Annotated in this window: 20 protein-coding genes; 14 read left to right on the forward strand and 6 right to left on the reverse strand. The window is 67.3% G+C overall.

Translation table 11 applies throughout. The features are described from left to right. Positions 1–205: 205 nt before the first annotated feature. On the forward strand, positions 206–769 hold the full coding sequence (locus QM569_RS00005) for a DUF3617 domain-containing protein (protein ID WP_414985168.1): 564 nt from the start codon (positions 206–208) through the stop codon (positions 767–769). A gap of 10 nt (positions 770–779) precedes the next feature. On the opposite strand, the gene QM569_RS00010 is transcribed toward QM569_RS00005, so the two are convergent. After that, positions 780–1,484 carry a YggS family pyridoxal phosphate-dependent enzyme gene (locus tag QM569_RS00010; RefSeq protein ID WP_414985169.1) on the reverse strand — a complete coding sequence of 235 codons (705 nt, stop codon included), beginning with the start codon at positions 1,482–1,484 and terminating at the stop codon, positions 780–782. 38 nt (positions 1,485–1,522) lie between these two features. Here QM569_RS00010 and QM569_RS00015 point away from each other — a divergent pair, with 38 nt between their 5' ends. The 4 genes from QM569_RS00015 to QM569_RS00030 all read left to right on the forward strand — a co-directional run bounded on the left by QM569_RS00015 (position 1,523) and on the right by QM569_RS00030 (position 5,374). Further along, positions 1,523–2,566, forward strand: a complete 1,044-nt coding sequence (locus QM569_RS00015) for a type IV pilus twitching motility protein PilT (protein ID WP_414985170.1) — start codon at positions 1,523–1,525, stop codon at positions 2,564–2,566. A gap of 31 nt (positions 2,567–2,597) precedes the next feature. Beyond that, on the forward strand, positions 2,598–3,233 hold the full coding sequence (locus tag QM569_RS00020) for a cyclic nucleotide-binding domain-containing protein (protein ID WP_414985171.1): 636 nt from the start codon (positions 2,598–2,600) through the stop codon (positions 3,231–3,233). Positions 3,234–3,249: 16 nt separating this feature from the next. Then, the gene (locus QM569_RS00025) at positions 3,250–4,386 is read left to right on the forward strand and encodes a PilT/PilU family type 4a pilus ATPase (protein WP_414985172.1); all 1,137 of its coding nucleotides are present in this window, start codon (positions 3,250–3,252) and stop codon (positions 4,384–4,386) included. Between the two features lie 67 nt (positions 4,387–4,453). Next, on the forward strand, positions 4,454–5,374 hold the full coding sequence (locus QM569_RS00030) for an NAD(P)-dependent oxidoreductase (protein WP_414985173.1): 921 nt from the start codon (positions 4,454–4,456) through the stop codon (positions 5,372–5,374). Positions 5,375–5,446: 72 nt separating this feature from the next. Here QM569_RS00030 and QM569_RS00035 read toward each other — a convergent pair whose 3' ends face one another. From QM569_RS00035 to QM569_RS00045, 3 genes are all read right to left on the reverse strand, one after another. Then, on the reverse strand, positions 5,447–6,112 hold the full coding sequence (locus tag QM569_RS00035) for a BON domain-containing protein (protein WP_414985174.1): 666 nt from the start codon (positions 6,110–6,112) through the stop codon (positions 5,447–5,449). Continuing rightward, the gene (locus QM569_RS00040; RefSeq protein ID WP_414985175.1) at positions 6,109–6,684 is read right to left on the reverse strand and encodes an SIS domain-containing protein; all 576 of its coding nucleotides are present in this window, start codon (positions 6,682–6,684) and stop codon (positions 6,109–6,111) included. The genes QM569_RS00035 and QM569_RS00040 overlap by 4 nt, the downstream gene beginning before the upstream one ends. 96 nt (positions 6,685–6,780) lie before the next feature. Further along, positions 6,781–7,176: a YraN family protein gene (locus QM569_RS00045; protein WP_414985176.1), complete on the reverse strand. Its 396-nt coding sequence runs from the start codon at positions 7,174–7,176 to the stop codon at positions 6,781–6,783. On the opposite strand from QM569_RS00045, the gene rsmI reads away from it, so the two are divergent. From rsmI to QM569_RS00070, 5 genes are all read left to right on the forward strand, one after another. Next, on the forward strand, positions 7,176–8,102 hold the full coding sequence (gene rsmI, locus QM569_RS00050; RefSeq protein WP_414985177.1) for a 16S rRNA (cytidine(1402)-2'-O)-methyltransferase: 927 nt from the start codon (positions 7,176–7,178) through the stop codon (positions 8,100–8,102). The two genes, QM569_RS00045 and rsmI, sit on opposite strands and share 1 nt — an antisense overlap. A gap of 162 nt (positions 8,103–8,264) precedes the next feature. Then, a complete protein-coding gene (locus QM569_RS00055) occupies positions 8,265–10,079 on the forward strand; it encodes an aminotransferase class I/II-fold pyridoxal phosphate-dependent enzyme (protein WP_414985178.1) in 1,815 nt (604 codons plus the stop codon). A gap of 11 nt (positions 10,080–10,090) precedes the next feature. Continuing rightward, positions 10,091–11,467: a sensor histidine kinase gene (locus tag QM569_RS00060; protein ID WP_414985179.1), complete on the forward strand. Its 1,377-nt coding sequence runs from the start codon at positions 10,091–10,093 to the stop codon at positions 11,465–11,467. A gap of 31 nt (positions 11,468–11,498) precedes the next feature. Beyond that, entirely contained in the window at positions 11,499–12,932 is a 1,434-nt protein-coding gene (locus QM569_RS00065) for a sensor histidine kinase (RefSeq protein ID WP_414985180.1), read from the forward strand. A 9-nt stretch (positions 12,933–12,941) separates the two neighbouring features. Further along, positions 12,942–14,825, forward strand: a complete 1,884-nt coding sequence (locus QM569_RS00070) for a putative bifunctional diguanylate cyclase/phosphodiesterase (protein WP_414985181.1) — start codon at positions 12,942–12,944, stop codon at positions 14,823–14,825. 39 nt (positions 14,826–14,864) lie between these two features. On the opposite strand, the gene QM569_RS00075 is transcribed toward QM569_RS00070, so the two are convergent. Then, positions 14,865–15,821: an AEC family transporter gene (locus QM569_RS00075; RefSeq protein WP_414985182.1), complete on the reverse strand. Its 957-nt coding sequence runs from the start codon at positions 15,819–15,821 to the stop codon at positions 14,865–14,867. 56 nt (positions 15,822–15,877) lie between these two features. Between QM569_RS00075 and QM569_RS00080 the strand changes: the two genes are divergently transcribed. The 4 genes from QM569_RS00080 (at position 15,878) to tgt (ending at position 20,986) form a co-directional block, all read left to right on the forward strand. Next, positions 15,878–17,944 carry an ATP-dependent helicase gene (locus QM569_RS00080; protein WP_414985183.1) on the forward strand — a complete coding sequence of 689 codons (2,067 nt, stop codon included), beginning with the start codon at positions 15,878–15,880 and terminating at the stop codon, positions 17,942–17,944. 66 nt (positions 17,945–18,010) lie between these two features. Beyond that, positions 18,011–19,138 carry a phospholipase A gene (locus tag QM569_RS00085; RefSeq protein ID WP_414985184.1) on the forward strand — a complete coding sequence of 376 codons (1,128 nt, stop codon included), beginning with the start codon at positions 18,011–18,013 and terminating at the stop codon, positions 19,136–19,138. Positions 19,139–19,300: 162 nt separating this feature from the next. After that, complete coding sequence (locus QM569_RS00090) at positions 19,301–19,690, forward strand: hypothetical protein (protein ID WP_414985185.1); 390 nt, start codon at positions 19,301–19,303, stop codon at positions 19,688–19,690. A gap of 123 nt (positions 19,691–19,813) precedes the next feature. Beyond that, positions 19,814–20,986: a tRNA guanosine(34) transglycosylase Tgt gene (gene tgt / locus QM569_RS00095; protein WP_414985186.1), complete on the forward strand. Its 1,173-nt coding sequence runs from the start codon at positions 19,814–19,816 to the stop codon at positions 20,984–20,986. A gap of 45 nt (positions 20,987–21,031) precedes the next feature. Here tgt and QM569_RS00100 read toward each other — a convergent pair whose 3' ends face one another. Then, the gene (locus QM569_RS00100; protein ID WP_414985187.1) at positions 21,032–21,952 is read right to left on the reverse strand and encodes a LysR family transcriptional regulator; all 921 of its coding nucleotides are present in this window, start codon (positions 21,950–21,952) and stop codon (positions 21,032–21,034) included. Positions 21,953–22,027 lie beyond the last annotated feature (75 nt).

Below are 22,027 nucleotides of genomic sequence, written 5' to 3' on the forward strand. Positions count from 1 at the left end.
GCTCTGCTTTTGCTGTAGCCCCAGCGCTATCGCATGGCGCTCCATCTCGCTCAGTTGTTCGTAGGTGTTCTTTGTCATGGGAGTCTCAATTCTGAAGGGGGGTTGCACTTCAGATTTGAGGCCGCCGGGCGATAGAGGCCGATTTTGCTTAAAGATGCACAATGGTGGATCGCGCCCCCTGTGTGTGGCGCATGAGGAGCCCCGTATGCGCCCTGCCATCCGCCATGCCCTGCCCTTGCTGGCCCTGTGCGCCGCCACGGTCGCCGGGGCGCAGTCCATGAAGCCCGGCCTGTGGGAAATGCAAAGCAGCATGCAGCAAGGCAACGCCGGGCAGCAGAACGCCATGGCCCAGATGCGCCAGCAGATGGACAGCATGCCCCCCGCCCAGCGCAAGCAGATGGAGGCCATGCTGGCCAAGCAGGGCATGTCCCTGGCTGGCGACGGCATGCGCATGAAGACCTGCATCACGCCCGAAATGGCCGCCCGGTACGACGTGCCCCCGCAGCGCGAGGAAGGCGGCTGCACCACCCGGGCCCAGCCCCGCGTGGGCAACACCGTGCGCTTCAGCTACCAGTGCGCCAACCCGCCGTCGCAGGGCGAGGGCGCGGTGACGTGGAGCGGCAGCGACGCCTACAGCATGCGCGTGGAGACCACCACCACGGTGCGCGGCAAGGCGGAGAAGTCCACCGTGGAATCGTCGGGCCGGTGGCTGGCGGCGGACTGCGGCAGCGTCAAGCCGCTGGCTGCGATGGCGGGCCAGCGCAAGTAGCGGCGGCCAGCTACCGCGTGCCGAAGATGCCGGTGCCCACGCGCACCAGCGTGCTGCCCGCGTGGATGGCGGCTTCCAGGTCGGTCGTCATGCCCAGGGAGAGCGTGTCGAAGCGCTCCAGCCCCGGCGCGCCCGAATCGCGTATCTGGTCAAAAAGCCTTCTGGCGCTGGTGTGGATTGCGCATTGCGCTACAAACTCAGGAGCATGATCGGGGATCGCCATCAGCCCGCGCAGCACAAGGCGTGGCAGTTGCGCCACAGCGCGGGCCAGGGCCAGCGCCTCGCCCGGCGCCACGCCCGACTTGGTGGGCCCGCCGTCGATGTTGACCTGGATGCAGACCTGCAACGGCGCCAGCCCCTCGGGCCGCTGGGCCGACAGGCGCTCGGCGATCTTGAGCCGGTCCACCGTGTGGACCCAGTCGAAGTGCGCGGCCACCAGGCGCGTCTTGTTGCTCTGGATGGGGCCGATGCAGTGCCAGGTGAGCGGCACACCCGGCAGCGCAGCGCGCAGGGCGGCGATCTTGTCCGCGCCTTCCTGGATGTAGTTCTCGCCAAAGTCGCGCTGCCCGGCGGCGGCGGCCTGGGCCACCGCATTGGGGCCGAAGGTCTTGGAAACCGCCAGCAGCGCCACGCTGGAAGGGTCGCGCCCGGCGGCCTGGCAGGCGCGCGCGATGCGGCCCCGTATCTGCTGGAGGTTGTCGGCAATCGTGGTCATAATGTTCGATCAAGCGTACCAAACGATAGAGGGATTCCGTGGACATCACCCAACTGCTCGCGTTCAGCGTCAAGAACAAGGCTTCCGACCTGCACCTCTCCGCAGGTCTGCCGCCCATGATCCGGGTCCACGGCGACGTGCGCCGCATCAACGTGGATGCGCTGGACCACAAGACCGTCCACGGCATGGTCTATGACATCATGAGCGACGCGCAGCGCAAGACGTATGAGGAGTTCCTGGAGGTGGACTTCTCGTTCGAGATCGAGGGCCTGGCGCGCTTTCGCGTCAACGCCTTCAACCAGAACCGTGGCGCGGCGGCGGTGTTCCGGACCATTCCGAGCAAGATCCTCACGCTGGAGCAGCTCAATGCGCCCAAGATTTTTGCCGACCTGGCGCTCAAGCCGCGCGGCCTGGTGCTGGTGACGGGGCCCACGGGCTCGGGCAAATCCACCACGCTGGCCGCCATGGTGAACTACCTGAACGAAACCGAGTACGGCCACATCCTGACGGTGGAAGACCCGATCGAGTTCGTACACGAATCCAAGAAGTGCCTGGTCAACCAGCGCGAGGTGGGGCCGATGACGCTGTCGTTCGCCGCCGCCCTCAAGTCCGCGCTGCGCGAGGACCCGGACGCCATCCTGGTGGGCGAAATGCGCGACCTCGAAACCATCCGCCTGGCCATGACCGCCGCCGAAACAGGCCACCTGGTGTTCGGCACGCTGCACACGTCCAGCGCCGCCAAGACCATCGACCGGATCATCGACGTGTTCCCGGCGGAAGAAAAAGAGATGGTGCGCGCGATGCTGTCCGAATCGCTGCAGGCCGTGATCTCGCAGACGCTGTGCAAGACCAAGGACGGCTCGGGCCGTGTGGCCGCGCACGAGATCATGCTGGGCACCAGCGCCATCCGCAACCTGATCCGCGAGGCCAAGGTGGCGCAGATGTACTCCACCATCCAGACCAGCAACAGCGTGGGCATGCAGACGCTGGACCAGAACCTGACCGACCTGGTGCGGCGCAACATCATCAGCCCGGCCGAGGCGCGCAGCAAGGCCAAGATTCCCGAAAACTTCCCTGGCTGACCCCCGCGCAGCCGCCACCACGGAGCACCGTATGAAAGGCATCCTGAGCCTTCTGAAGATCAACACCCGCAACGGCAAGCCTGCGGACGACCACACGGACTCCGTGCTGTTCTCCACCGCCTTCGCGGGCCAGGGCGTGGACGACTCGATGCTCGTGCCCTGGGAGGCGCGCGCCGTCGAGATCGGCGCCAAGCGCCTGCCCGCCAGCCGTGGCGGCAAGCTGCTGCAGGGCCTGTGGGCCAAGGACAAGTACATGGCCCACCTGGACAAGGACGCGGTGGAGCGCATGGAGCGCTTCTTCGAGTTCGCCGCCGTTCCCGCCAGCCGCGACGTGATCCGCCAGGACGAATACGGCAACTTCATGGTGGTGCTGCTGACCGGCACCATCGCCGTGGACCGCGTGCAGCCCTGGGGCGAGCAGCTGCGCCTGGCCGAGACGCGGCCCGGCGACATTCTGGGCGAGATGTCGCTGCTCGACAGCGGCATCCGCTTTTCGGCCTGCACCACGCTGACCGACTGCGAGATCGCCGTACTCAGCGCCGAGGCCATGGACGACATGGTCAACAAGGACCCGCAGCTCGCCGCCAGCCTCATCGCCCTGCTGGCGCGCAAGCTCTCGCTGCGCCTGCGCGTTGTGAGCGCCCGCCTGAGCGACAACCAGAAGTGACAATGGAGAGAATCTGATGGAACGCGATCAGGCCAGTAAATTCATCAACGACCTGCTCAAGCTGATGGTCAGCCGCAACGGCAGCGACCTGTTCATCACGGCGGAGTTCCCCCCGGCCATCAAGGTGGACGGCAAGGTCACCAAGGTGTCGCCCCAGCCGCTGACGCCAAACCACACGCTCACGCTGGCGCGCGCCATCATGAGCGACAAGCAGGTGGCCGACTTCGAGCGCACCAAGGAGTGCAACTTCGCCATCTCGCCCGCAGGCATCGGGCGCTTTCGCGTCAACGCCTTCATCCAGCAGGGCAAGGTCGGCATGGTGCTGCGCACGATCCCGCTCACGCTGCCCACCATCGACGGCCTGGGCGTGCCGCAGGTGCTGAAAGAAGTGACCATGACCAAGCGCGGCCTGTGCATCCTGGTCGGCGCCACGGGCTCGGGCAAGTCCACCACGCTGGCCGCCATGGTGGACTGGCGCAACGAGAACTCCTTCGGCCACATCATCACGGTGGAAGACCCGGTGGAATTCGTCCACCCGCACAAGAACTGCGTGGTGACGCAGCGCGAGGTGGGCCTGGACACCGACAGCTGGGAAGCCGCCCTCAAGAACACGCTGCGCCAGGCGCCCGACGTGATCCTGATGGGCGAGATCCGCGACCGCGAGACCATGGAGCACGCCGTGGCCTTCGCCGAGACCGGCCACCTGTGCCTGGCCACGCTGCACGCCAACAGCGCCAACCAGGCGCTGGACCGCATCATCAACTTCTTCCCCGAGGAGCGGCGCGCGCAGCTGCTCATGGACCTGTCGCTGAACCTGCGCGCCATGATCTCGCAGCGCCTGATCCCCAAGCAGGACGGCAAGGGCCGCGCCGCCGCCGTCGAGGTCATGCTCAACACCCCGCTGATCGCCGACCTGATCTTCAAGGGCGAGGTGTCCGAGATCAAGGAAATCATGAAGCGCAGCCGCAACCTGGGCATGCAGACCTTCGACCAGGCGCTGTTCGACCTGTACGAGGCCAACGTCATCAGCTACGAGGATGCGCTGCGCAACGCCGACTCGCTCAACGACCTGCGGCTGCAGATCAAGCTCAACAGCCAGCGCGCCAAGTCGCCCGACCTCGCCCAGGGCACCGAGCATTTCGCCATCGTCTGACCCGTTTCCGCCCCTTTCACGCCCGCCCTTCTGGGCGGGTTTTCATTTCCACCCCAGGACATTCCCCATGCCAAGCACCAACCCCCGCAGCTACGACGCCACCCCTTCGCGCAAGGTCGCCTTCCTGGGCCTGGGCGTGATGGGCTACCCCATGGCGGGCCACCTCGCGCTGGCCGGGCACCAGGTCACGGTCTATAACCGCACCGCTACCAAATCAGTAGCATGGTGTGCAGAGTACGCAAGCGCTGGAGGCCAAAAACATGCCAAAACGCCACGCGAGGCAGCGGCGGGCGCAGACTTTGTTTTCTGCTGCGTGGGCAACGATGACGACCTGCGCTCCGTCACCCTGGGCGCCGACGGCGCCTTCGCGGGCATGCAGCCCGGCGCGGTCTTTGTCGATCACACCACGGCGTCCGCCGAGGTGGCGCGCGAGCTGTACGCCGCCGCCAAAAATCAGGGCCTGCAGTTTGTCGATGCGCCCGTCTCGGGCGGCCAGGCGGGCGCGCAGAACGGGCAGCTGACGGTGATGTGCGGCGGCGACGCAGCGGCCTTCGACGCAGCCCGGCCCGTGGCCATGGCGTTCGCGCGCGCCTTCACGCTGCTGGGCGACAGCGGCGCGGGCCAGCTCGCCAAGATGGTCAACCAGATCTGCATTGCCGGGCTGGTGCAGGGTCTGTCCGAAGCCATCGCCTTCGGCCAGAACGCGGGCCTGGACATGAAGCAGGTGCTCGACGTGATCGGCAAGGGCGCCGCGCAGAGCTGGCAGATGGACAACCGTGGCAAGACCATGGTGGACGGCCAGTTCGACTTCGGCTTTGCCGTGGACTGGATGCGCAAGGACCTGGGCCTGGTGCTCGACGAGGCGCGCCGCAACGGCTCGCGCCTGCCGGTGACGGCGCTGGTGGACCAGTTCTATGCGGACGTGCAGCGCATGGGCGGCAACCGCTGGGACACGTCCAGCCTGATCAAAAGGCTGACATCCCCCTGAGGGCGGCCCTTGCGCGGCGTCCGCTGGCCTGGGGAGCGCCAGTTTCAAGCGTCGGCGCCCCTGTGCTCGCCTTCAGCCCCCGGCTGGCTTGGTGTCCGTGGTGACGGGCGCGGGCGGGGCGGCGCGGCGCAGCTCTTCTTCCGGGACGATCTCGAACACGCGCACGACCTTGCTCACGCCGCTCACGCCGCGCGCGACCTCGGTGGCGCGGCTGGCTTCGCGCTGCGACACGCGGCCCATCAGATAGACGATGTTGCGCTCGGTCACCACCTTGAAGGAGCTGGCCAGCAGGTCCTGGGCGTCCACCAGGCTGGCGCGCACCTTGCCGGTGATGAAGGTGTCGTTGGAGCGCTGGCTCAGGGTGCTGCTGGGCATCACGGCCAGGTCGTTCACCACGGAGCGCACGTTTTCCACCTGCGACACGATGCGCTCCACCGCCTGGCGGTCCTGATCGCTGGGCACTTCGCCGGTCAGCAGCGCCTGGCGGTTGTAGCTGGTCACGTTGACGTGGGCACGGTCGCCCAGGGCTTCGCGGATGCGGTTGGCGGCGCGCAGCTCGATGCCTTCGTCCTCGATCTGCGTGCCCGCCGTGCGGCGGTCCACCGCCATCACGCCGCCCACGACGGCGCCGCCCACCACCAGCGGCGCGCAGGCCGACAGGCCCGCCGCCAGCGCGGCGGCGGCGAGCACGGCGCAGACCGTGCGGGACGGGTTCTTCAAACTTGTAGCTTGCTTCATAGCGGAATCTCCTGTTCACCAAGTAACTGCGTGTCCACGCCGTCGCACAGGCAGTGCAGCACCAGGGCATGGACTTCGCGCACGCGCGCGGCGCGGTCGTGCGGCACGCTGATGAGCACGTCCGTCTCGCGCAGCAGCGCGGCCAGCTTGCCGCCGGTGCGCCCGGCCAGCACCACCACGCTCATGTCGCGCTCGTGGGCGGCCTCGGCGGCGGCCAGCAGGTTGGCGTCGTTGCCGGTGACGGTCAAGGCCAGCAGCACGTCGCCTGCCTGCCCCAGCGCGCGCACCGGGCGCGCGAACTGCTGCGCGGCGTCGCCCGCCACGTCGATCGGCAGCGCCAGCGCCGCGAGGCCAGGCCGCTCGCGCTCGAAACCGGCCACGCAGAACGCCGCGAACTGCTGCGCCTGTGCCGCCGCAGGCCCGTTGCCGCAGGCCAGCACCTTGCCGCCGCTGGTCACGCAGGCCAGGACGGCCTGCACCGCCGCCGCGATGGGCTGGCTGAGCGCCTGCGCGGCCTGGTACTTCAGGTCGGCGCTGTCGATGAAATGCTGTTGGATGCGTTGCTCAAGCATGGAGGCCCAATGATACCCGGCGCGTGTTACAGCTTTTATAGCAGACTGTGGCCGCCCCTATTGCGCTAGCGGCATAAAAGGCTTGTAAAAAACAGGCTATTGCGCATCGAAGGCCGCCTTCAGCCATTGAATGCCGCCCTCTTGCACCAGCACCACGTCGAAGCGGCACGGCGGCGGCGCGGGCTGCCGCAGCAGGTAATGCCGCGCGGCGAAAACGATGCGCTGCCGCTTGGCCGCGCTGATGCTCGCGCCCGCTCCGCCGAAGGCCCCGCTGGCGCGGCTGCGCACCTCGACGAACACCAGCGTGCCGTCCTGGTCGCGCATCACCAGGTCGATCTCGCCGCCGCCGCGTCCCGGCGTCCGATAATTGCGCACCGCCAGCCGCAGGCCCGCCGCCTGCAAGTGGACCAGGGCTTGGTCTTCCGCGGCCATGCCGCGCTCGCGCGTGGTGGGCGCGGCGCTGGTCGGCTTCTTCTTTCCAAGGAACTTCATTGAGCGCATCTTTCGCTTCTGCCCTCGACGCTGCGCGCGACGCGGCGGCTGCGCAGCATTATCCGCAGGGTGCGCTGTATGTCGTCGCCACGCCCATCGGCAACCTGGCCGACATCACGCTGCGCGCGCTGCACGTGCTGCAACTGGCCGACACCGTGGCCTGCGAGGACACGCGCCACACCCAGGCCCTGCTGCGCGCCTACGGCATCGACAAAGGCGCGGCGCAATGCCTGGCCGTACACCAGCACAACGAGGCCGAAGCCGCGCAGGCCGTGGTGCAGCGGCTGCAGCAGGGCCAGCGCGTGGCCTACGTCAGCGACGCAGGCACGCCGGGCGTGAGCGACCCCGGCGCCCGGCTGGTCGCCGCCGTGCAGGCCGCTGGTCTGCGCGCCGTGCCGCTGCCCGGCGCCAGCAGCGTTACCACTGCCCTGAGCGTAGCTGGCGCTGTCGCGCACCAGGCAGAGCACGGCGGCTTTGTATTTGCTGGTTTCCTGCCCACCAAGAACGCCGAACGCGCCGCCGTGATCCAGCAGCAATTGGCCGCCGAACCCCGCTGCGTGGTGCTGCTGGAAGCCCCCCACCGCATCGCCGAACTGGCGCAGGCCCTGGCGGTGCTGGGCGACCGCCCCGTCACCCTGGCCCGCGAGCTGACCAAGCAATTCGAGGAAGTGACCACTCACCAGGCCCATGCCCTGGCCGCGTGGCTGGACGGCGCCCCGCAGCGGTCGCGCGGCGAGTTCGTGGTGCTGCTGCACCCCGTGCCGGTGGCCGGTGACGACGGTGAAAGCCTGCGGGTGCTGCGCCTGCTGGTGCAGGAGTTGCCGCTCAAGACGGCGGTGCGCCTGGCGGCCGAGATCACCGGCGCGCCGCGCAATACGCTGTATGACGCCGCGCTGGCGTGGAAGCGCGGCGAGGCCGAATCGTAAAGACGCCCCTGCGGAGCCCCTGACGCCCGCCCGCAACAACCCGGGCCGTCACCGCAGCCCGCCACGCTGCGGCTTTCCGGCTTTGACAATTGTTAAAAGACGTTTCTGAAACCAATGCTTACGATTGGATTCTGATACGTATTGCAACAAATCGAGCGCCCCATGCCCCCCATTACCACCGACGACACCCGGCCGCAAACAGCGAAGATTCTGCTGGTGGAGGACAGCTTCGCGAACCGCGACATGCTGACCCGTCGGCTGCAGCGCCGCGGCTTCAGGGTCTGCTCCGCCGCCGATGGCGCCACCGGCGTCGCCATGACGGTTTCGGAGCAGCCCGACCTCGTCCTGATGGACGTGGCCCTGGGCGAGATGGACGGCTGGCAGGCGACGCAGCTCATCAAGGCCGACACCCGGACACAGGGCATACCCGTCATCGCACTGACTGCCCATGCGCTGGCGAGCGACCGGGAAAAAAGCATCGAGATCGGCTGTGCCGACTTCGACACCAAGCCCGTCGATCTGACCCGCCTGCTGGGCAAGATCGAAGGCTGCCTGGCGAAAACCGCCCCGAAACCCAGCCAGCCTGACGCCCCAGCGCACCCAGAGCACGCAGAACCCGCGCCCAGGCTCGATCCGGCGGCAGCGCTCAAGGGCAGCGTGCGCGACTTCCGCGAACTGCAGGGCCCGGACCTGATGGCCCGCGTCGGCGCCTTTTACGAATGGCAGAACCTGCGCCGCCAGAGCAGCCTGTGGCCCTACTCCCGCTCGACGCAGGAAGCGCCCCTGTCCGTCTGCACGGCGCTCGACGACAGCGGGCTGAAGTTCTCCGGGCTGAATTTCGGCACTCAGGATTACCTCGGCCTGTCGTCGCACCCCGCCATCAAGGAAGTGGCCAAGGCGGTCATCGACGAGTACGGGGTCCACAGCGCGGGCTCGTCGGCCCTGGCGGGCAACACCAAGTACTCGCTGCGGCTGGAAGAGACGATCTCGGAGTTTCTGGGCCTGCAGCACACCACGCTCTACCCCACGGGCTGGGCGGCAGGCTACGGGGTCATCAAGGGCCTGATCCGCCCGGCGGATCACGTCGTGATGGACGGCCTGTCCCACGCCTGCCTGCAGGAAGGCGCGTATTCGGCAACCTCCAACGTCCACCTGCACGGGCACCTCAACCTCGATTCGGTGCGCCGCCACCTGAAGCGCATCCGCGCCCACGACACGGCCAACGGCATCCTCGTGGTGACAGAGAGCCTGTTCTCCATGGATTCGGACACGCCCGACCTGAGGACGCTGCAGAACCTGTGCGACGAATACGACGCGACGCTGCTCGTCGATGTCGCCCACGACCTGGGCGCGATGGGGCCGGGCGGCAGGGGCTGCATTGGCGAGCAGGGCATGCTGGGCAAGGTGGACATCGTCATGGGCAGCTTCTCCAAGACGTTCGGGTCGAACGGAGGGTTCGTCAGCAGCAACTCGGCGGCCGTGAAGCAATACCTCAAGTACTACGGCTGCACGGCCACGTTCTCCAACGCGCTGTCGCCGGTGCAGGCCGCCACCGTCACCAAGGCATTCGACATCATCCAGTCCGAGGAGGGTCGGCAGCTTCGCGCGCAACTCATGCAGCGCATCGAGGAGATGCGCGCGGCATTGACCCACGTCGGCCTGCAGCACATGGGCAATCCGTCCCCCATCGTTCCAGTCCGTGTGGGCGACGAGGCCCTGGCGCGGCTCGTGAGCCGACGCCTGCCTGCGCTGGGGGTCATCGCCAATCTGGTCGAGTACCCGGCGGTTGCCAAGGGCGACGCCCGCCTGCGGCTGCAGATGATGCCCACGCACACCACCGAGAACGTGCAGGCGCTGGCCGCGCGGCTGCGCACGGCGATCGACCACGCGCAGGTCGAGTACGTGCGCCATCGCGCCGCGCTCGCCGATGTCGCCAGCCCCGCGGCCGGCAGGGCCAAGGCCGCGACAGAGGTGTGAAGGGGACGCAGGTGGCGCTCGCCGATCGCCTGATCCACGCGGTGGACTGGTTCATTCCAGTCGAGCTGCGCAAGAGCACCGCGACACTTTGGCGGGCCAGAATCTTCGTCATCAGCCATGTGCTGGGCCCTTTCAGCGGTGTCGCCATCCTGGGCTACCTCTACCACGTGCTCCCGGAGCATGACTGGGTCTTCTGGGTCATTTGCGTCCTGTGTACTTCGTTCTGGGCCTTGCCCCTCGCCCTCAAGCTGGCAGGCGATCTGTTCAGGCCCGCCCTCTACTCCTTCTGCACGCTGATCGGCGTCAGCGTCTTCGGGGCTTTTTTCTACGGCGGCGTCAGTTCCCCGTTCATGCCGTGGTTCCTGACGGCGCAGATGCTCGGGTTCTTCTATCTCAGCGGTCGGCCGCTTCTGGTACTGGGCATCATCGGCGCGAACCTGACGGCCTTTGCGGTCGCTTACTTCGTCAACGGCGCGTTTCCCGAGCGGGTGTCGCTCCACGACCTTTCCATCGTCGGGATGATTTCCGTCTGCATGGCCACGCTCTACAGCTCGATGATGGCGATCTACTATGCCTACGTCATGGTGGCGCACTCGGCACTGCAGGAAGAAATCAAGAACCACCTGGAAACCACCGCCAAGCTGCGCATCGCCAAGCACGAAGCCGAGCGCGCCAACGAGGCCAAGGCCGTCTTCCTGGCAAAGATGAGCCACCAGTTGCGAACCCCGCTGAATGCCATCATCGGCTACAGCGAAATCCTGCTGGAAGATGCCGAGGCGAGCGATCCGGTGGTGGACGTGGAGGAGTTGCGATCCATCAACCACGCGGGGCGCCACCTCTTGTCGCTGGTCTCGGACGTGCTGCGCATGCCCAAGTCCGATGCCGAAGGCGGCGACAGCGACGACATCGAAATCAAGCTTCAGCCCGTCGATCTGGACCGCTGCCTGGACGAGCTGTCCGCCACCTGCCGCACCCTGGTGGAGAACAACGGAAACCAATTGACCTGCGACAAGCCCAGTGTGCTGGGAACGATCCAGACCGACGAGATCCGGCTGCGGCAGATCCTGATCAACCTGCTGGGCAACGCCGGAAAATTCACCCGCAACGGCACGGTGGCGCTGCGCGCGTGGCGCGCAACCGATGGCGGGCGCGAACAGGTGTTCATTGCCGTGCAGGACACGGGGATCGGCATTTCTGCCGAGGCCATTCCGAAACTGTTCAAGGACTTCAACCAGCTCAATGCAGGCCAATATGCCGGGAGCGGGCTGGGCCTGGCCGTCAGCCAGAAGCTGGCGCACCTGCTGGGCGGCGATATCTCGGTCGAAAGCCAGTTGAACCGTGGATCGGAATTCACGCTCAGGCTGCCCATGGCCGCCGAAGCGGCATGACGCGCACCGCCCTCGAGAACAGGTGACTGCAATGGGACGCTGGATTGGAAACCTGAGGCCGCGAGTGAACGCGGCGGTGGACTGGTTCATACCCGCAGGGCTGAGGCATTCGCAGGACACCCTGCAGGGCGCGCGGATGTTCATGTTCAGCCATTTCTTCGGCCCGTTCCTGGGGAACACGGTCACGCTGTCGATGCTGTACCTGGGCGCCGAGGCCGACCTGTCCTGGTGGATCCTTTGCTTCGCCGTGTCGGGCTTCTGGGTCTATCCGATCCTGCTGCGGCTGACGGGCTGGTATCTGCCCCTGGCGCTGGTCTCGATCGAGGAACTCCTGTTCTGCATTTTCTGGGGCGCCTACCAGTATGGCGGCATGAATTCACCGATCCTGCCGTGGCTGGTCACCGTTCCGCTGCTGGCCTTCTTCTACCTGCCCGAGCGCTCGACCCGAATCATCGTCGCGATCCAGATCGTCGCCAACCTCGTGCTGTTCTACGGCGTGTTTGCCACGGCGGGCTTTCAGGAAACGGTGCGCTTCGACGGCATGGGCACCCTCGGCCTGGTATCGACCTTCTGCGCCAGCGTCTATGGCTCGATGATGGCGCTGTACTTCGCCAGCATCGTGTATTCGCAAGGTGAGCTTGAGCAGGAGATCCGGCTCCACAGAACGACCGAGCAGCAGTTGCGGGAAGCAACCGACCAGGCGCAGCGCGCGCTGTTGGCCAAGTCGGTGTTCCTCGCCAAGATGAGCCATGAGCTGAAGAACCCGCTCAACGCGATCATCGGCTACAGCGAACTCCTCATCGAAGAGGCCGGTGATGCGGACACGCAAAAGCGCAAGGACCTGGCATCCATCGAAGGCGCCGGCCACAGGCTGCTGGGGCTGATCGACAACCTCCTCGAACTCTCGAAGCTGGAAGCCGGCAGGGTGGAGGTGTATGCCCGGGAGATCGACTTCGCCGATTGGCTCAAGAAACTGGCCGCCCGCATCGGCCCGTGGATTACCGCCCACCAGAACGAATGGATCGTGCAGGTACACGATGCCGGGCGGATCGTCTGCGATACGCAGATATTGCAGCGCGTGCTGGAGGGCCTGGTGAGCAACGCCGCCAAGCACACGAAGAACGGTCGCGTCACGCTCTCGGCCAGCGTGCGTGACGCCACCTGGACCGTATCGATCGCGGACACCGGCGCCGGGATACCGCCGTCGCGGATGTCGAGCCTGTTCGAGACCTTCGGCAGCTCTGAAGACGAGACCGCGAGCCGGTACGGGGACGAGGCGGGGCTGGGGCTTCCGCTGGCCTACCGCTACTGCCAACTCATGGGCGGCCAGTTGTCCGTGCAAAGCGAGGTCGGCGTGGGTACCATGGTCACCGTCACCCTGCCTGTGCAGCCGCGCGGCGCAGTGGAGCCTGCGGGTGTATCCGCTTCGCCCCAACGCCCGCGCCCGATGCCGACGACACCTTAGGCGGCAACGATGAACCCGAACCACGCCAACCCGCAGCCCGGCACCGGGCCCCAGGCTCCCGCCGCTCCGCTGGAGGACAAGCCGCGCCTGCTGATCGTTGACGATGTCTTCGAGAACCGCGAGATACTGCGGCGGCGCTTCGAACGCCAGGGCTACCATGTGACCGAAGCCAGCGGTGGAATCGAAGCACTGGATACGCTGGAGCGCGCGGCATTCGACCTCGTTCTGCTGGACATGATGATGCCCGACCTCAGCGGGCTCGAAGTGCTGGCCCACATACGGGCCAGGCATTCCGCAGGCTCGCTGCCGGTGATCATGGTGACCGCCAAGACCCAGAGCGAGGACATCGTTGAAGCCTTGAAACGCGGCGCCAACGACTACATCACGAAGCCGGTCGATTTTTCCATCGCGCTGGCCCGCGTCGTCACGCAGATCGAAAGACGGCGCGCAGAAGTGAAGATCCACCAGATGAACGAGGAGCTTGCCCGGACCAACGAGGCGCTCGAGCGCCGGGTCGCGGACCGCACGAAGGATCTCGTACAGGTCAACCAGCAGCTGCGCAACGAGATCGAGCAGCGCGAGAGAACGCAGGCGACCATCACGCACCTGGCGCACCACGATGCGCTGACAGGTCTTGGCAACCGGCTGCTGTTCCACAAGGAGCTTGGCGATGCGCTGTCGCTCAGGCAAAGACATGGCGGCGATCTGGCCGTCCTGTTCATCGACCTGGACGGCTTCAAGGCCATCAACGACACCCTGGGGCATGCCACCGGGGACATGCTGCTCAAGCACCTCGCCGCCCGCTTGCGCAACACGCTGCGGGAAAGCGACAAGATCGGACGGCTGGGCGGCGATGAGTTCGCCATCATCCAGTTCAGGGTGGGGCAGCCGACCGAAGCCGTGGCGCTGGCCGAGCGCTTGATCCAGACCGTTCAAGCGCCTTTCGATATCGACGGGCAGAGGCTGGTCGTCGGCGCCAGCATCGGCATCGCGCTCGCGGGAGGCGACTACCAGGACAGCGCCCAATTGCTCAGGGCGGCCGACCTGGCGATGTACCGGGCCAAAACGGAGGGGCGCGGTCGCTTCCAGGTGTTCGAGTCCGACTTCGACCGGCAAGCCAAGGAGCGGCGCGAACTCGAAGTCGCCCTGCGCGCAGCCGTTGAGCAGGATGCGCTCGAAATTCATTACCAGCCCCTGGTCAACCTGCAGACCGGTCGCATCAGCGGCTTCGAGGCCCTGTCGCGCTGGCATGACCCGCAGCGCGGCCAGGTGCCGCCCAACGTCTTCATAGCGCTGGCGGAAGAGGTCGGGCTCATCGGCATCATCGGCGAGCGAATCCTCCAGCGCGCCTGCGCAGAGGCCGCGAACTGGCCGCCGGACACCACGGTCGCCGTGAACCTGTCCGCCGCGCAGTTCCAGAGCGGCGACCTGGTCGCCGTGGTGAAGAATGCCCTGGCCACCTCGGGGCTGGCGCCGGAACGGCTGGAGGTGGAGATCACCGAATCGATCTTTTTGCAGGGCAGCGAATCGAACCTCGAAATCCTCAGCCGACTCGGTGCGCTCGGCGTCAAGATCTCGATGGACGACTTCGGCACGGGTTACTCGAGCCTGAGCTACCTGCGCAGCTTTCCGTTCCACAAGATCAAGATCGACCGGTCCTTCATCGGCGACCTGCCGGAAGGGCAAAGCAGCGTTGCCATCGTGCGGGCCGTTTGCGGGCTGGCGCGCAGCTTCGGCGCATCGACCACCGCCGAAGGCGTCGAGACCGATGGCCAGCTCACATCCATCCGCGCCGAGGGATGCACCGAGGTGCAGGGCTATATCTTCAGCAAGCCGGTTCCGGCCGACCAGATTCCCGCGCTGCTGGCGCTGCCGCCGCGCCCGTCGGAATAGTTCGCGCATTCGGCGATGACCGGGTGGTGTCCATCGCCCTCAATCCAGCAACAGCGCCACGACCGCTGAGAAGCTCAAAAAAGCCAGCGCCGTCGAGACCAGGATGATGCGCGCCACGCGCCCGTTGTGGGCGCCGAACTTCTCGGCCAGCAGTGAGACGTTGCTGGCGCTGGGCAGCGCGGCCAGCAGCACCAGCGCGGTCAGCGCGAACGGCGTGAGCGGCACGCCCAGCGCGATGGCCGCCGTGCCCGCGGCCCACACCAGCAGCGGGTGCGCAGTGAGCTTGGCCAGGGCCAGGGGCACGTAGTCGATTGCAGGCACGCGCTCGTGCTCATTCATCTGCGACCGGGCCAGCACCGCGCCGATGGTGAACAAGGCCACGGGCGAGGCCGCGTCGGCCAGCATGGCGATGGTCTTGTCCACCGGGCCGGGCAGCCGCCACTGCAGCGCCGACGCCAAGGCACCCAGCGCAATCGCCCAGGGCATGGGGTTGGCCGCCACGCCCCGCAACGCCTGGCGCAGCGCCACACCCACGCCGTGCGTGCCCGCGCCATCGAGCCGCGACAGCGCAATGCACAGCGAGCTGGTGACCACCATGTCCACCACGAGGGTCACGATGGCCGGGCCCGCCGCCTGCGCGCCCAGCAGGGCCACCAGCAGCGGCACGCCCATGAAGCCGGTGTTGGGGAACGCGGCGACCAGCGCGCCGAAGGCCGCGTCGTTCCAGCCGATGCGCGTGCTGCGCGTGAGCGCCACCACGATGCCCACCATGGCCAGCGCGCACACCAGATAGACGCCCGCCACGGCGGGGTCGAGCAGCTGGGCGATGGGCGTACTTGCGCCGAAGCGGTACAGCATGCATGGCAGCGCGAAATACAGCACGAAAGCATTCAGGCCCGGGATGGCCGCCTGGGGCAGCACGCCGCGCCACGCGGCCAGGTAGCCGCAGAGCACGAGGGCGAAGAAGGGGAAGGTGATGAGCAGGACGGAGAGCACGGGCGGCATTGTCGCAGCGGCTCGTTATCATCGACCGCTTTACGTTTTCACCCCCCATGTCCGGCCTCAATCTCGCCCAGCTCCAAGCCGTCCACTACACCGACGGCGCCTGCCTGGTGCTGGCCGGCGCGGGCTCGGGCAAGACGCGGGTGATCACGCACAAGATCGCGCACATGATCGAGAAGGGCCTGGCGCCCCAGCGCATCGCCGCCATCACCTTCACCAACAAGGCCGCCGCCGAGATGCGCGAGCGCGCCAGGGGCCTGATCGGTCGCGCGGCCAAGGACGTGATGGTGTGTACCTTCCACGCCCTGGGCGTGCGCATGGTGCGCGAGGACGGGCACGTGCTGGGCTTGAAGCCCCAGTTCAGCATCCTCGACGCGGACGACGTGGCGGGCATCCTGAAGGACGCGGCGGGCGGCACCACCGACCTGGCCACCGCCCGCCAGTGGCAGTGGACCATCAGCAAGTGGAAGAACATGGGCCTGAACGCCCAACAGGCGCTGGCCCAGGCGGCAGACGACCACGAGCGCAGCATCGCCGTCGTCATGGCGCGCTACGAGGAACGGCTGGCGGCCTACCAGAGCGTGGATTTCGACGACCTGATCGGCATGCCGCTCAAGCTGCTGCGCGACCACCCCGAGGTGCGCGCCAAGTGGCAGGCGGCCCTCGCCCACGTGCTGGTCGATGAATACCAGGACACGAACGCCACGCAGTACGAATTGCTGAAGCTGCTGGTGGGCAGCAGAGGCCATTTCACCGCCGTGGGCGACGACGACCAGAGCATCTACGGCTGGCGCGGCGCCACGCTGGACAACCTGCGCAAGCTGCCCGAGGACTTCCCCAATCTGCGCGTCATCAAGCTGGAGCAGAACTACCGCTCCACCAGCGCCATCCTGCGCGCGGCCAACAACGTCATCGGGCCCAACCCCAAGCTCTTCCCCAAGACCTTGTTCAGCGAACTCGGCGAGGGCGAGCCCGTGCGCGTGCTGGACTGCGACACCGAGGAGCACGAGGCCGAGCGCGCCGTGGCCCGCATCCAGGGCCTGCGCGCGGCCGCCAACCCGCCGCCGGACTGGAAGAGCTTCGCCATCCTGTACCGCGCCAACCACCAGGCCAAGCCGTTCGAGAAAGCCTTGCGCCGCGCCAACATCCCCTACAAGGTCTCGGGCGGCACGAGCTTTTTCGACCGCGCGGAGATCAAGGACCTGTGCGCCTGGTTCCGCCTGTGGATCAACAACGACGACGACCCGGCCTTCCTGCGCGCCATCGCCAACCCGAAGCGCGGCATCGGCCACACCACGCTGGGGGCTTTGGGTGAATTCGCCACGCGGCACAAGCAGAGCATGTTCGGCGCGCTGTTCAACGGCATGCTGCCCGCCGCCGTGCCGAAGCGCGCGCTCGACGGCCTGCACGAGTTCGGCCGCACCATCAACGAGCTGGAACACCGCGCCCGGCACACGCACGGCGCCGAGGCGGCGCGCACCTTTTTGACCGACTGGCTGAAAGAGATCGGCTACGAGCAGCACCTGTACGACGGCGAGGACAACGAGAAGGTGGCCGCCGCCCGCTGGAGCAACGTGCTGGAGTTCTGCGACTGGATGGCCCAGCGCGCGGGCGGGCAGATCGACGACGCAGCAGGCGTGACTACCGCCACGGAAACCAAGAGCCTGCTCGAAGTCGCGCAGACCATCGCGCTGCTGTCCACCATCAGCGAGCGCGAGCAGGAACAGGACATGGTCACCCTCTCCACCCTGCACGCCAGCAAGGGCCTGGAATGGCCGCACGTGGTGCTGGTGGGCGTGACCGAGGGCATGCTGCCCTTCAAGCTCGACGACGACGAGGGCCGCCAGATCAAGGTGAGCGACGACACCCTGCAGCGCCTGCAGGAGGAGCGCCGCCTGATGTACGTGGGCATCACCCGCGCCCAGCGCACGCTGGCCGTCAGCTGGACCAAGAAGCGCAAGAAGGGCCGCGAGATGGTGGCCGCGCAGCCCAGCCGCTTCATCGCCGAGATGGCGCTGGACAAGGCCACCCTGCGCGAGGACCCGCGCGAAAAGCTCAAGGCCCTGCGGGCCGAATTCGCCGCCAAGGCCCTGGCGGCGCAGCAGGCGGCGGCATGATCCGTGCCACTACCAATTCAATAGCTACCCGCGCTTGATGGATAAGCGCTAGAGGCCATTTTGACCATGAAAAAATCACACCTTCTCGTTCTCTCCGCCCTGGCTGCCGGGGCCTCGGCCCACGCTGCCGACCCCGATGCCTGGCAACGCTGCGCAGCGCTGGGCGACGACAACCAGGCCCGCCTGGCCTGCTTTGACCAATGGGCCTCCGGGCAGCAGTCGGCGCAAGCCTGGCGCGCCCCCGCCGCCAGCGCCAAGGAGAGCGTGCCCCCGCCCGTGGACGCCACGCTGCCCGCCACCCGCATCATCGAGGTGGCCCGCACCGAGGGCTGCCGCGACCCGCAGTACAGCGAACTGTCGCGCTTCTGGGAGCTGGAGTCGGGCAGCGACTGCGGCACCTTCAGCTTCCGCAGCTACCGGCCCATCACCGTGTCCGTGGTGGCCAGCAGCAGCGTCAACCGCCAGCCCACGTCCGACGCGGCCGACCACTCGGCCACCGAGTCCACGCCCTACCGCCGCACCGAGAACCGCATACAGCTGTCGGTGCGCACCAAGGTCGCCCAGGGCCTGCTCACGCAGGGGCACCCCACGCTCAAGGACTCGGTGTGGTTCGGCTACACGCAGCAGTCGTACTGGCAGCTCTTCACGCCCGAGATCTCGCGCCCCTTCCGCGCCACCGACCACGAGCCGGAGGTGATGTACGTCTATCCCACCACGGCCAACCTGCCCTGGGGCTGGAAGTGGCGCTACAGCGGCATCGGCCTGGTACACCAGTCCAACGGCCAGAGCCTGCCCCTGTCGCGCAGCTGGAACCGCGTCTATCTGATGACCGGCATGGAGCTGGGCAACCGCTGGCGCGTCAACGCCCGCCTGTGGAAGCGCCTGCCCGAGGGCACGGACAGCGACGACAACCCCAACATCAGCGACTACATCGGGCGCGGCGAGCTGTCGGCGTTCTGGAACGTCAACCGGGACCACACCGTGGGCGCCACGCTGCGCAGCGCGCTGTCGAGCAGCGGCCGGGGCTCCGTGCGACTGGAGTGGCTGCAGACCCTGGGCTCGTCCAGCCTGCTGGGCGGCAAGAGCAACCTGCGCCTGCACACCGCGCTGTTCAGCGGCTACGGCGACAGCATGATCGACTACAACCGCAAGCGCACGGTGTTCAGCGTGGGCCTGAGCCTGGTGGACTTCTGAGCTAACAAGCCGTTACGCATTTGCCCTCAGGTTTCACGCCGATGCGCCGACGCGCGCCCACAATGCACGCGCACCGATAAGCGCGGCTTTTGGGCCCTTTTACCCGCCATTGCCCTATGGGTGCGCCCTCGAAAATGCCCAACAGTAGAGAGGAACACACCCATGGACATGCAATACCAGCTCAAGGCAGGCAGCTACTACCTGTACGACATGCGTGACGCCCCCAGCGCCGTGACGGGCGAGCGCCGGTTCAAGCTCAAGACCGACACCGTCGCCATTGCGTTCGACCTGCACACCGGCGAAGTCCACCAGCACGGCAGCCCCACGCGCATCCAGTCCTGGGCCAACAACACCCGCCGCCGCCTGCGCGCCGCCGGGGCGCAAGAGGCCGCCAACGACATCGTGGTCGTCTCCGGCCCGCTGCCGGTGGACGAGCTGAACAAGTGCCTGTGGATTCGCGGCTACTGCCGCCGCATGTTCACGCGGCTGGCGACGCTGCCGCACGGCAAGCTGCAGCGGCCTGCGGCAGATTCTTGGCGAAAAGCGGCCTGAGCGCTTATACAGCAAGCACAAGCAGCTATTTATTCGATAGCAAACGCGGGCCTGAACGGCCCGCGTTTTTTTGTCCCCGCACGCATCGCCCGGCACGCGCAGGGCATTTGGGACAATGCCCCCATGCTCCAATTCACGCTTCTCGCCACCGACCCCGACAGCCACGCCCGGCGCGGCGCACTCACGCTCAACCACGGCGTGGTGCAGACCCCCATCTTCATGCCCGTGGGCACCTACGGCACCGTCAAGGGCGTCATGCCGCGCAGCCTGCACGACATGGGCGCGCAGATCATCCTGGGCAACACCTTCCACCTGTGGATGCGCCCGGGGCTGGACGTGATGCACAGCTTCGGCGGGCTGCACGGCTTCGAGCAGTGGAACAAGCCCATCCTCACCGACTCGGGGGGCTTCCAGGTCTGGTCGCTGGGCGCCATGCGCAAGATCACCGAGGAGGGCGTGCATTTCGCCAGCCCCGTCAACGGCGACAAGCTCTTCATGTCGCCCGAGGTGAGCATGCAGATCCAGACCACGCTGAACAGCGACATCGTGATGCAGCTCGACGAATGCACACCCTACGAGACCCAGGGCCACCTCACCACCGAGGCCGAGGCGCGCAAGAGCATGGAGATGAGCCTGCGCTGGGCCCAGCGGTCGCAGGACGAGTTCCACCGCCTCGCCAACCCCAACGCCCTGTTCGGCATCGTGCAGGGCGGCATGTACGAGAACCTGCGCGCCGAGTCGCTGGAGCGGCTCGTCGAGATGGACTTCCCCGGCTACGCCGTCGGCGGCGTGAGCGTGGGCGAGCCCAAGGACGAGATGCTGCGCATCATGGCCCACACGCCGCACCGCCTGCCCGCCCACAAGCCGCGCTACCTGATGGGCGTGGGCACGCCCGAGGACCTGGTGCAGGGCGTGGCCGACGGCGTGGACATGTTCGACTGCGTGATGCCCACGCGCAATGCGCGCAACGGCACGATCTTCACGCGCCATGGCGACTTGAAAATCCGCAACGCGCGCCACAAGGCCGACCACCAGCCGCTGGACACCACCTGCACCTGCTACGCCTGCGCGGGCCCGTCCGGCGTGGCCTGGGACGCGGGCGGACGCGATGGTTTCAGCCGCGCCTACCTGCACCACCTGGACCGCTGCGGCGAGATGCTGGGCCCCATGCTGACCACGGTACACAACCTGCACTACTACCTGAACCTGATGCGCGAGGTGCGCGAGGCGCTGGACGCGGGCGCGTTCACCGCGTTCCGCGCGCGGTTCAAGGCCGACCGCGCGCGCGGCGTGTGAGCGCGGTCCGCGCCACCGGGGCCGACGCCCCGCCGCTGCGCCGCATCAGGGCGGCGGCGTGCGGCGCTCGAATTGGCTCACCATCAGCCTCAGCAGCTCCAGCACCGCAGGCGGCAGCATGCGGCCATGCCGCGACACCACGTGCGTGCGCCCCTGGTGCAGCAGCGGGTTCTTCATGGGCAGGCAGACGAAGGACTCGGCGCCCAGGCTGGACGGAAAGGCCAGCCGCGTGTTCAGCGCATAGCCCAGCCCCGCCGCCACGAACTGGCCGATGGCGTTGAACGAGCTGGTGGTCAGCGCCGCCTTCAGGCGCACGCCCTCGCTGACCTCGGCGGCCTCGATGTGCTGGCGCACGCCGAAGCTGCGGTGCAGCATCGCGCCCGGATAGGGCAGCAGGTCTTCCAGCGCCAGCGGCCCCTGCCTGCGGGCCAACGGGTGCGACGCCGCCACGATGGCCTCGATCGGCTGCGGGTGGGAATGGTGCGAGCGCAGCCGGTCGTCCTGCGGCGGCTGGAACAGCAGGCCGATGTGGGCGCGCTCCTCGACCACGCTGCGCACGATGTCGTCGCTGCTGGCCACCGCCAGGTCCACCGTGATGGCCGGGTGCGCCTGCATGAAGCTGCGCAGGCTGTGGCGCATGAGCCAGTCCACGAAGCCCTCGCCCGCCACGATGTCGATGTGGCCGCGCTCCACCTTCTCGATGCTCGCCATCTGCGCGAGCAGGTGGCGCTTCTGGCTGTTCTGGCGGCGCAGGTAGGCGGCCAGCAGCTCCCCCGCGTCGGTGGGCACCACGCCGCGCCCGCGCCGCTCCAGCAGCCGGGTGCCGCACTCTTTCTCCAGGATGCCGACGGCCCGGCTCAGCGCCGAAGGGTCCATGTCCAGCACCTCGGCGGCGCCGCGCACCGAGCCGCTTTCGAGCACCTGCATGAAGTACCGCAGGCGGCGGCTTTCGAGTTTGTCGTCCATCGGCGGGCCCTTCAAGCGTTGCATTCAATGCAACAAATATCCCAAATCTCGATCATTGATGCAATCCATTGGCCT

The sequence above is a fragment of the Acidovorax sp. genome, assembly GCF_047607405.1.
In the GTDB taxonomy this organism is placed as follows: domain Bacteria; phylum Pseudomonadota; class Gammaproteobacteria; order Burkholderiales; family Burkholderiaceae_C; genus Acidovorax.

Coding starts and splice junctions, on each gene's coding strand:
- QM569_RS00100 (WP_414985187.1), bottom strand. CDS start 21,952: ATGGACGACAAACTCGAAAGCCGCCGCCTGCGGTACTTCATGCAGGTG.
- QM569_RS00020 (WP_414985171.1), top strand. CDS start 2,598: ATGAAAGGCATCCTGAGCCTTCTGAAGATCAACACCCGCAACGGCAAG.
- QM569_RS00055 (WP_414985178.1), top strand. CDS start 8,265: ATGCCCCCCATTACCACCGACGACACCCGGCCGCAAACAGCGAAGATT.
- QM569_RS00090 (WP_414985185.1), top strand. CDS start 19,301: ATGGACATGCAATACCAGCTCAAGGCAGGCAGCTACTACCTGTACGAC.
- QM569_RS00085 (WP_414985184.1), top strand. CDS start 18,011: ATGAAAAAATCACACCTTCTCGTTCTCTCCGCCCTGGCTGCCGGGGCC.
- QM569_RS00065 (WP_414985180.1), top strand. CDS start 11,499: ATGGGACGCTGGATTGGAAACCTGAGGCCGCGAGTGAACGCGGCGGTG.
- QM569_RS00005 (WP_414985168.1), top strand. CDS start 206: ATGCGCCCTGCCATCCGCCATGCCCTGCCCTTGCTGGCCCTGTGCGCC.
- QM569_RS00035 (WP_414985174.1), bottom strand. CDS start 6,112: ATGAAGCAAGCTACAAGTTTGAAGAACCCGTCCCGCACGGTCTGCGCC.
- QM569_RS00080 (WP_414985183.1), top strand. CDS start 15,878: ATGTCCGGCCTCAATCTCGCCCAGCTCCAAGCCGTCCACTACACCGAC.
- QM569_RS00070 (WP_414985181.1), top strand. CDS start 12,942: ATGAACCCGAACCACGCCAACCCGCAGCCCGGCACCGGGCCCCAGGCT.
- tgt (WP_414985186.1), top strand. CDS start 19,814: ATGCTCCAATTCACGCTTCTCGCCACCGACCCCGACAGCCACGCCCGG.
- QM569_RS00030 (WP_414985173.1), top strand. CDS start 4,454: ATGCCAAGCACCAACCCCCGCAGCTACGACGCCACCCCTTCGCGCAAG.
- QM569_RS00010 (WP_414985169.1), bottom strand. CDS start 1,484: ATGACCACGATTGCCGACAACCTCCAGCAGATACGGGGCCGCATCGCG.
- QM569_RS00045 (WP_414985176.1), bottom strand. CDS start 7,176: ATGAAGTTCCTTGGAAAGAAGAAGCCGACCAGCGCCGCGCCCACCACG.
- QM569_RS00025 (WP_414985172.1), top strand. CDS start 3,250: ATGGAACGCGATCAGGCCAGTAAATTCATCAACGACCTGCTCAAGCTG.
- QM569_RS00040 (WP_414985175.1), bottom strand. CDS start 6,684: ATGCTTGAGCAACGCATCCAACAGCATTTCATCGACAGCGCCGACCTG.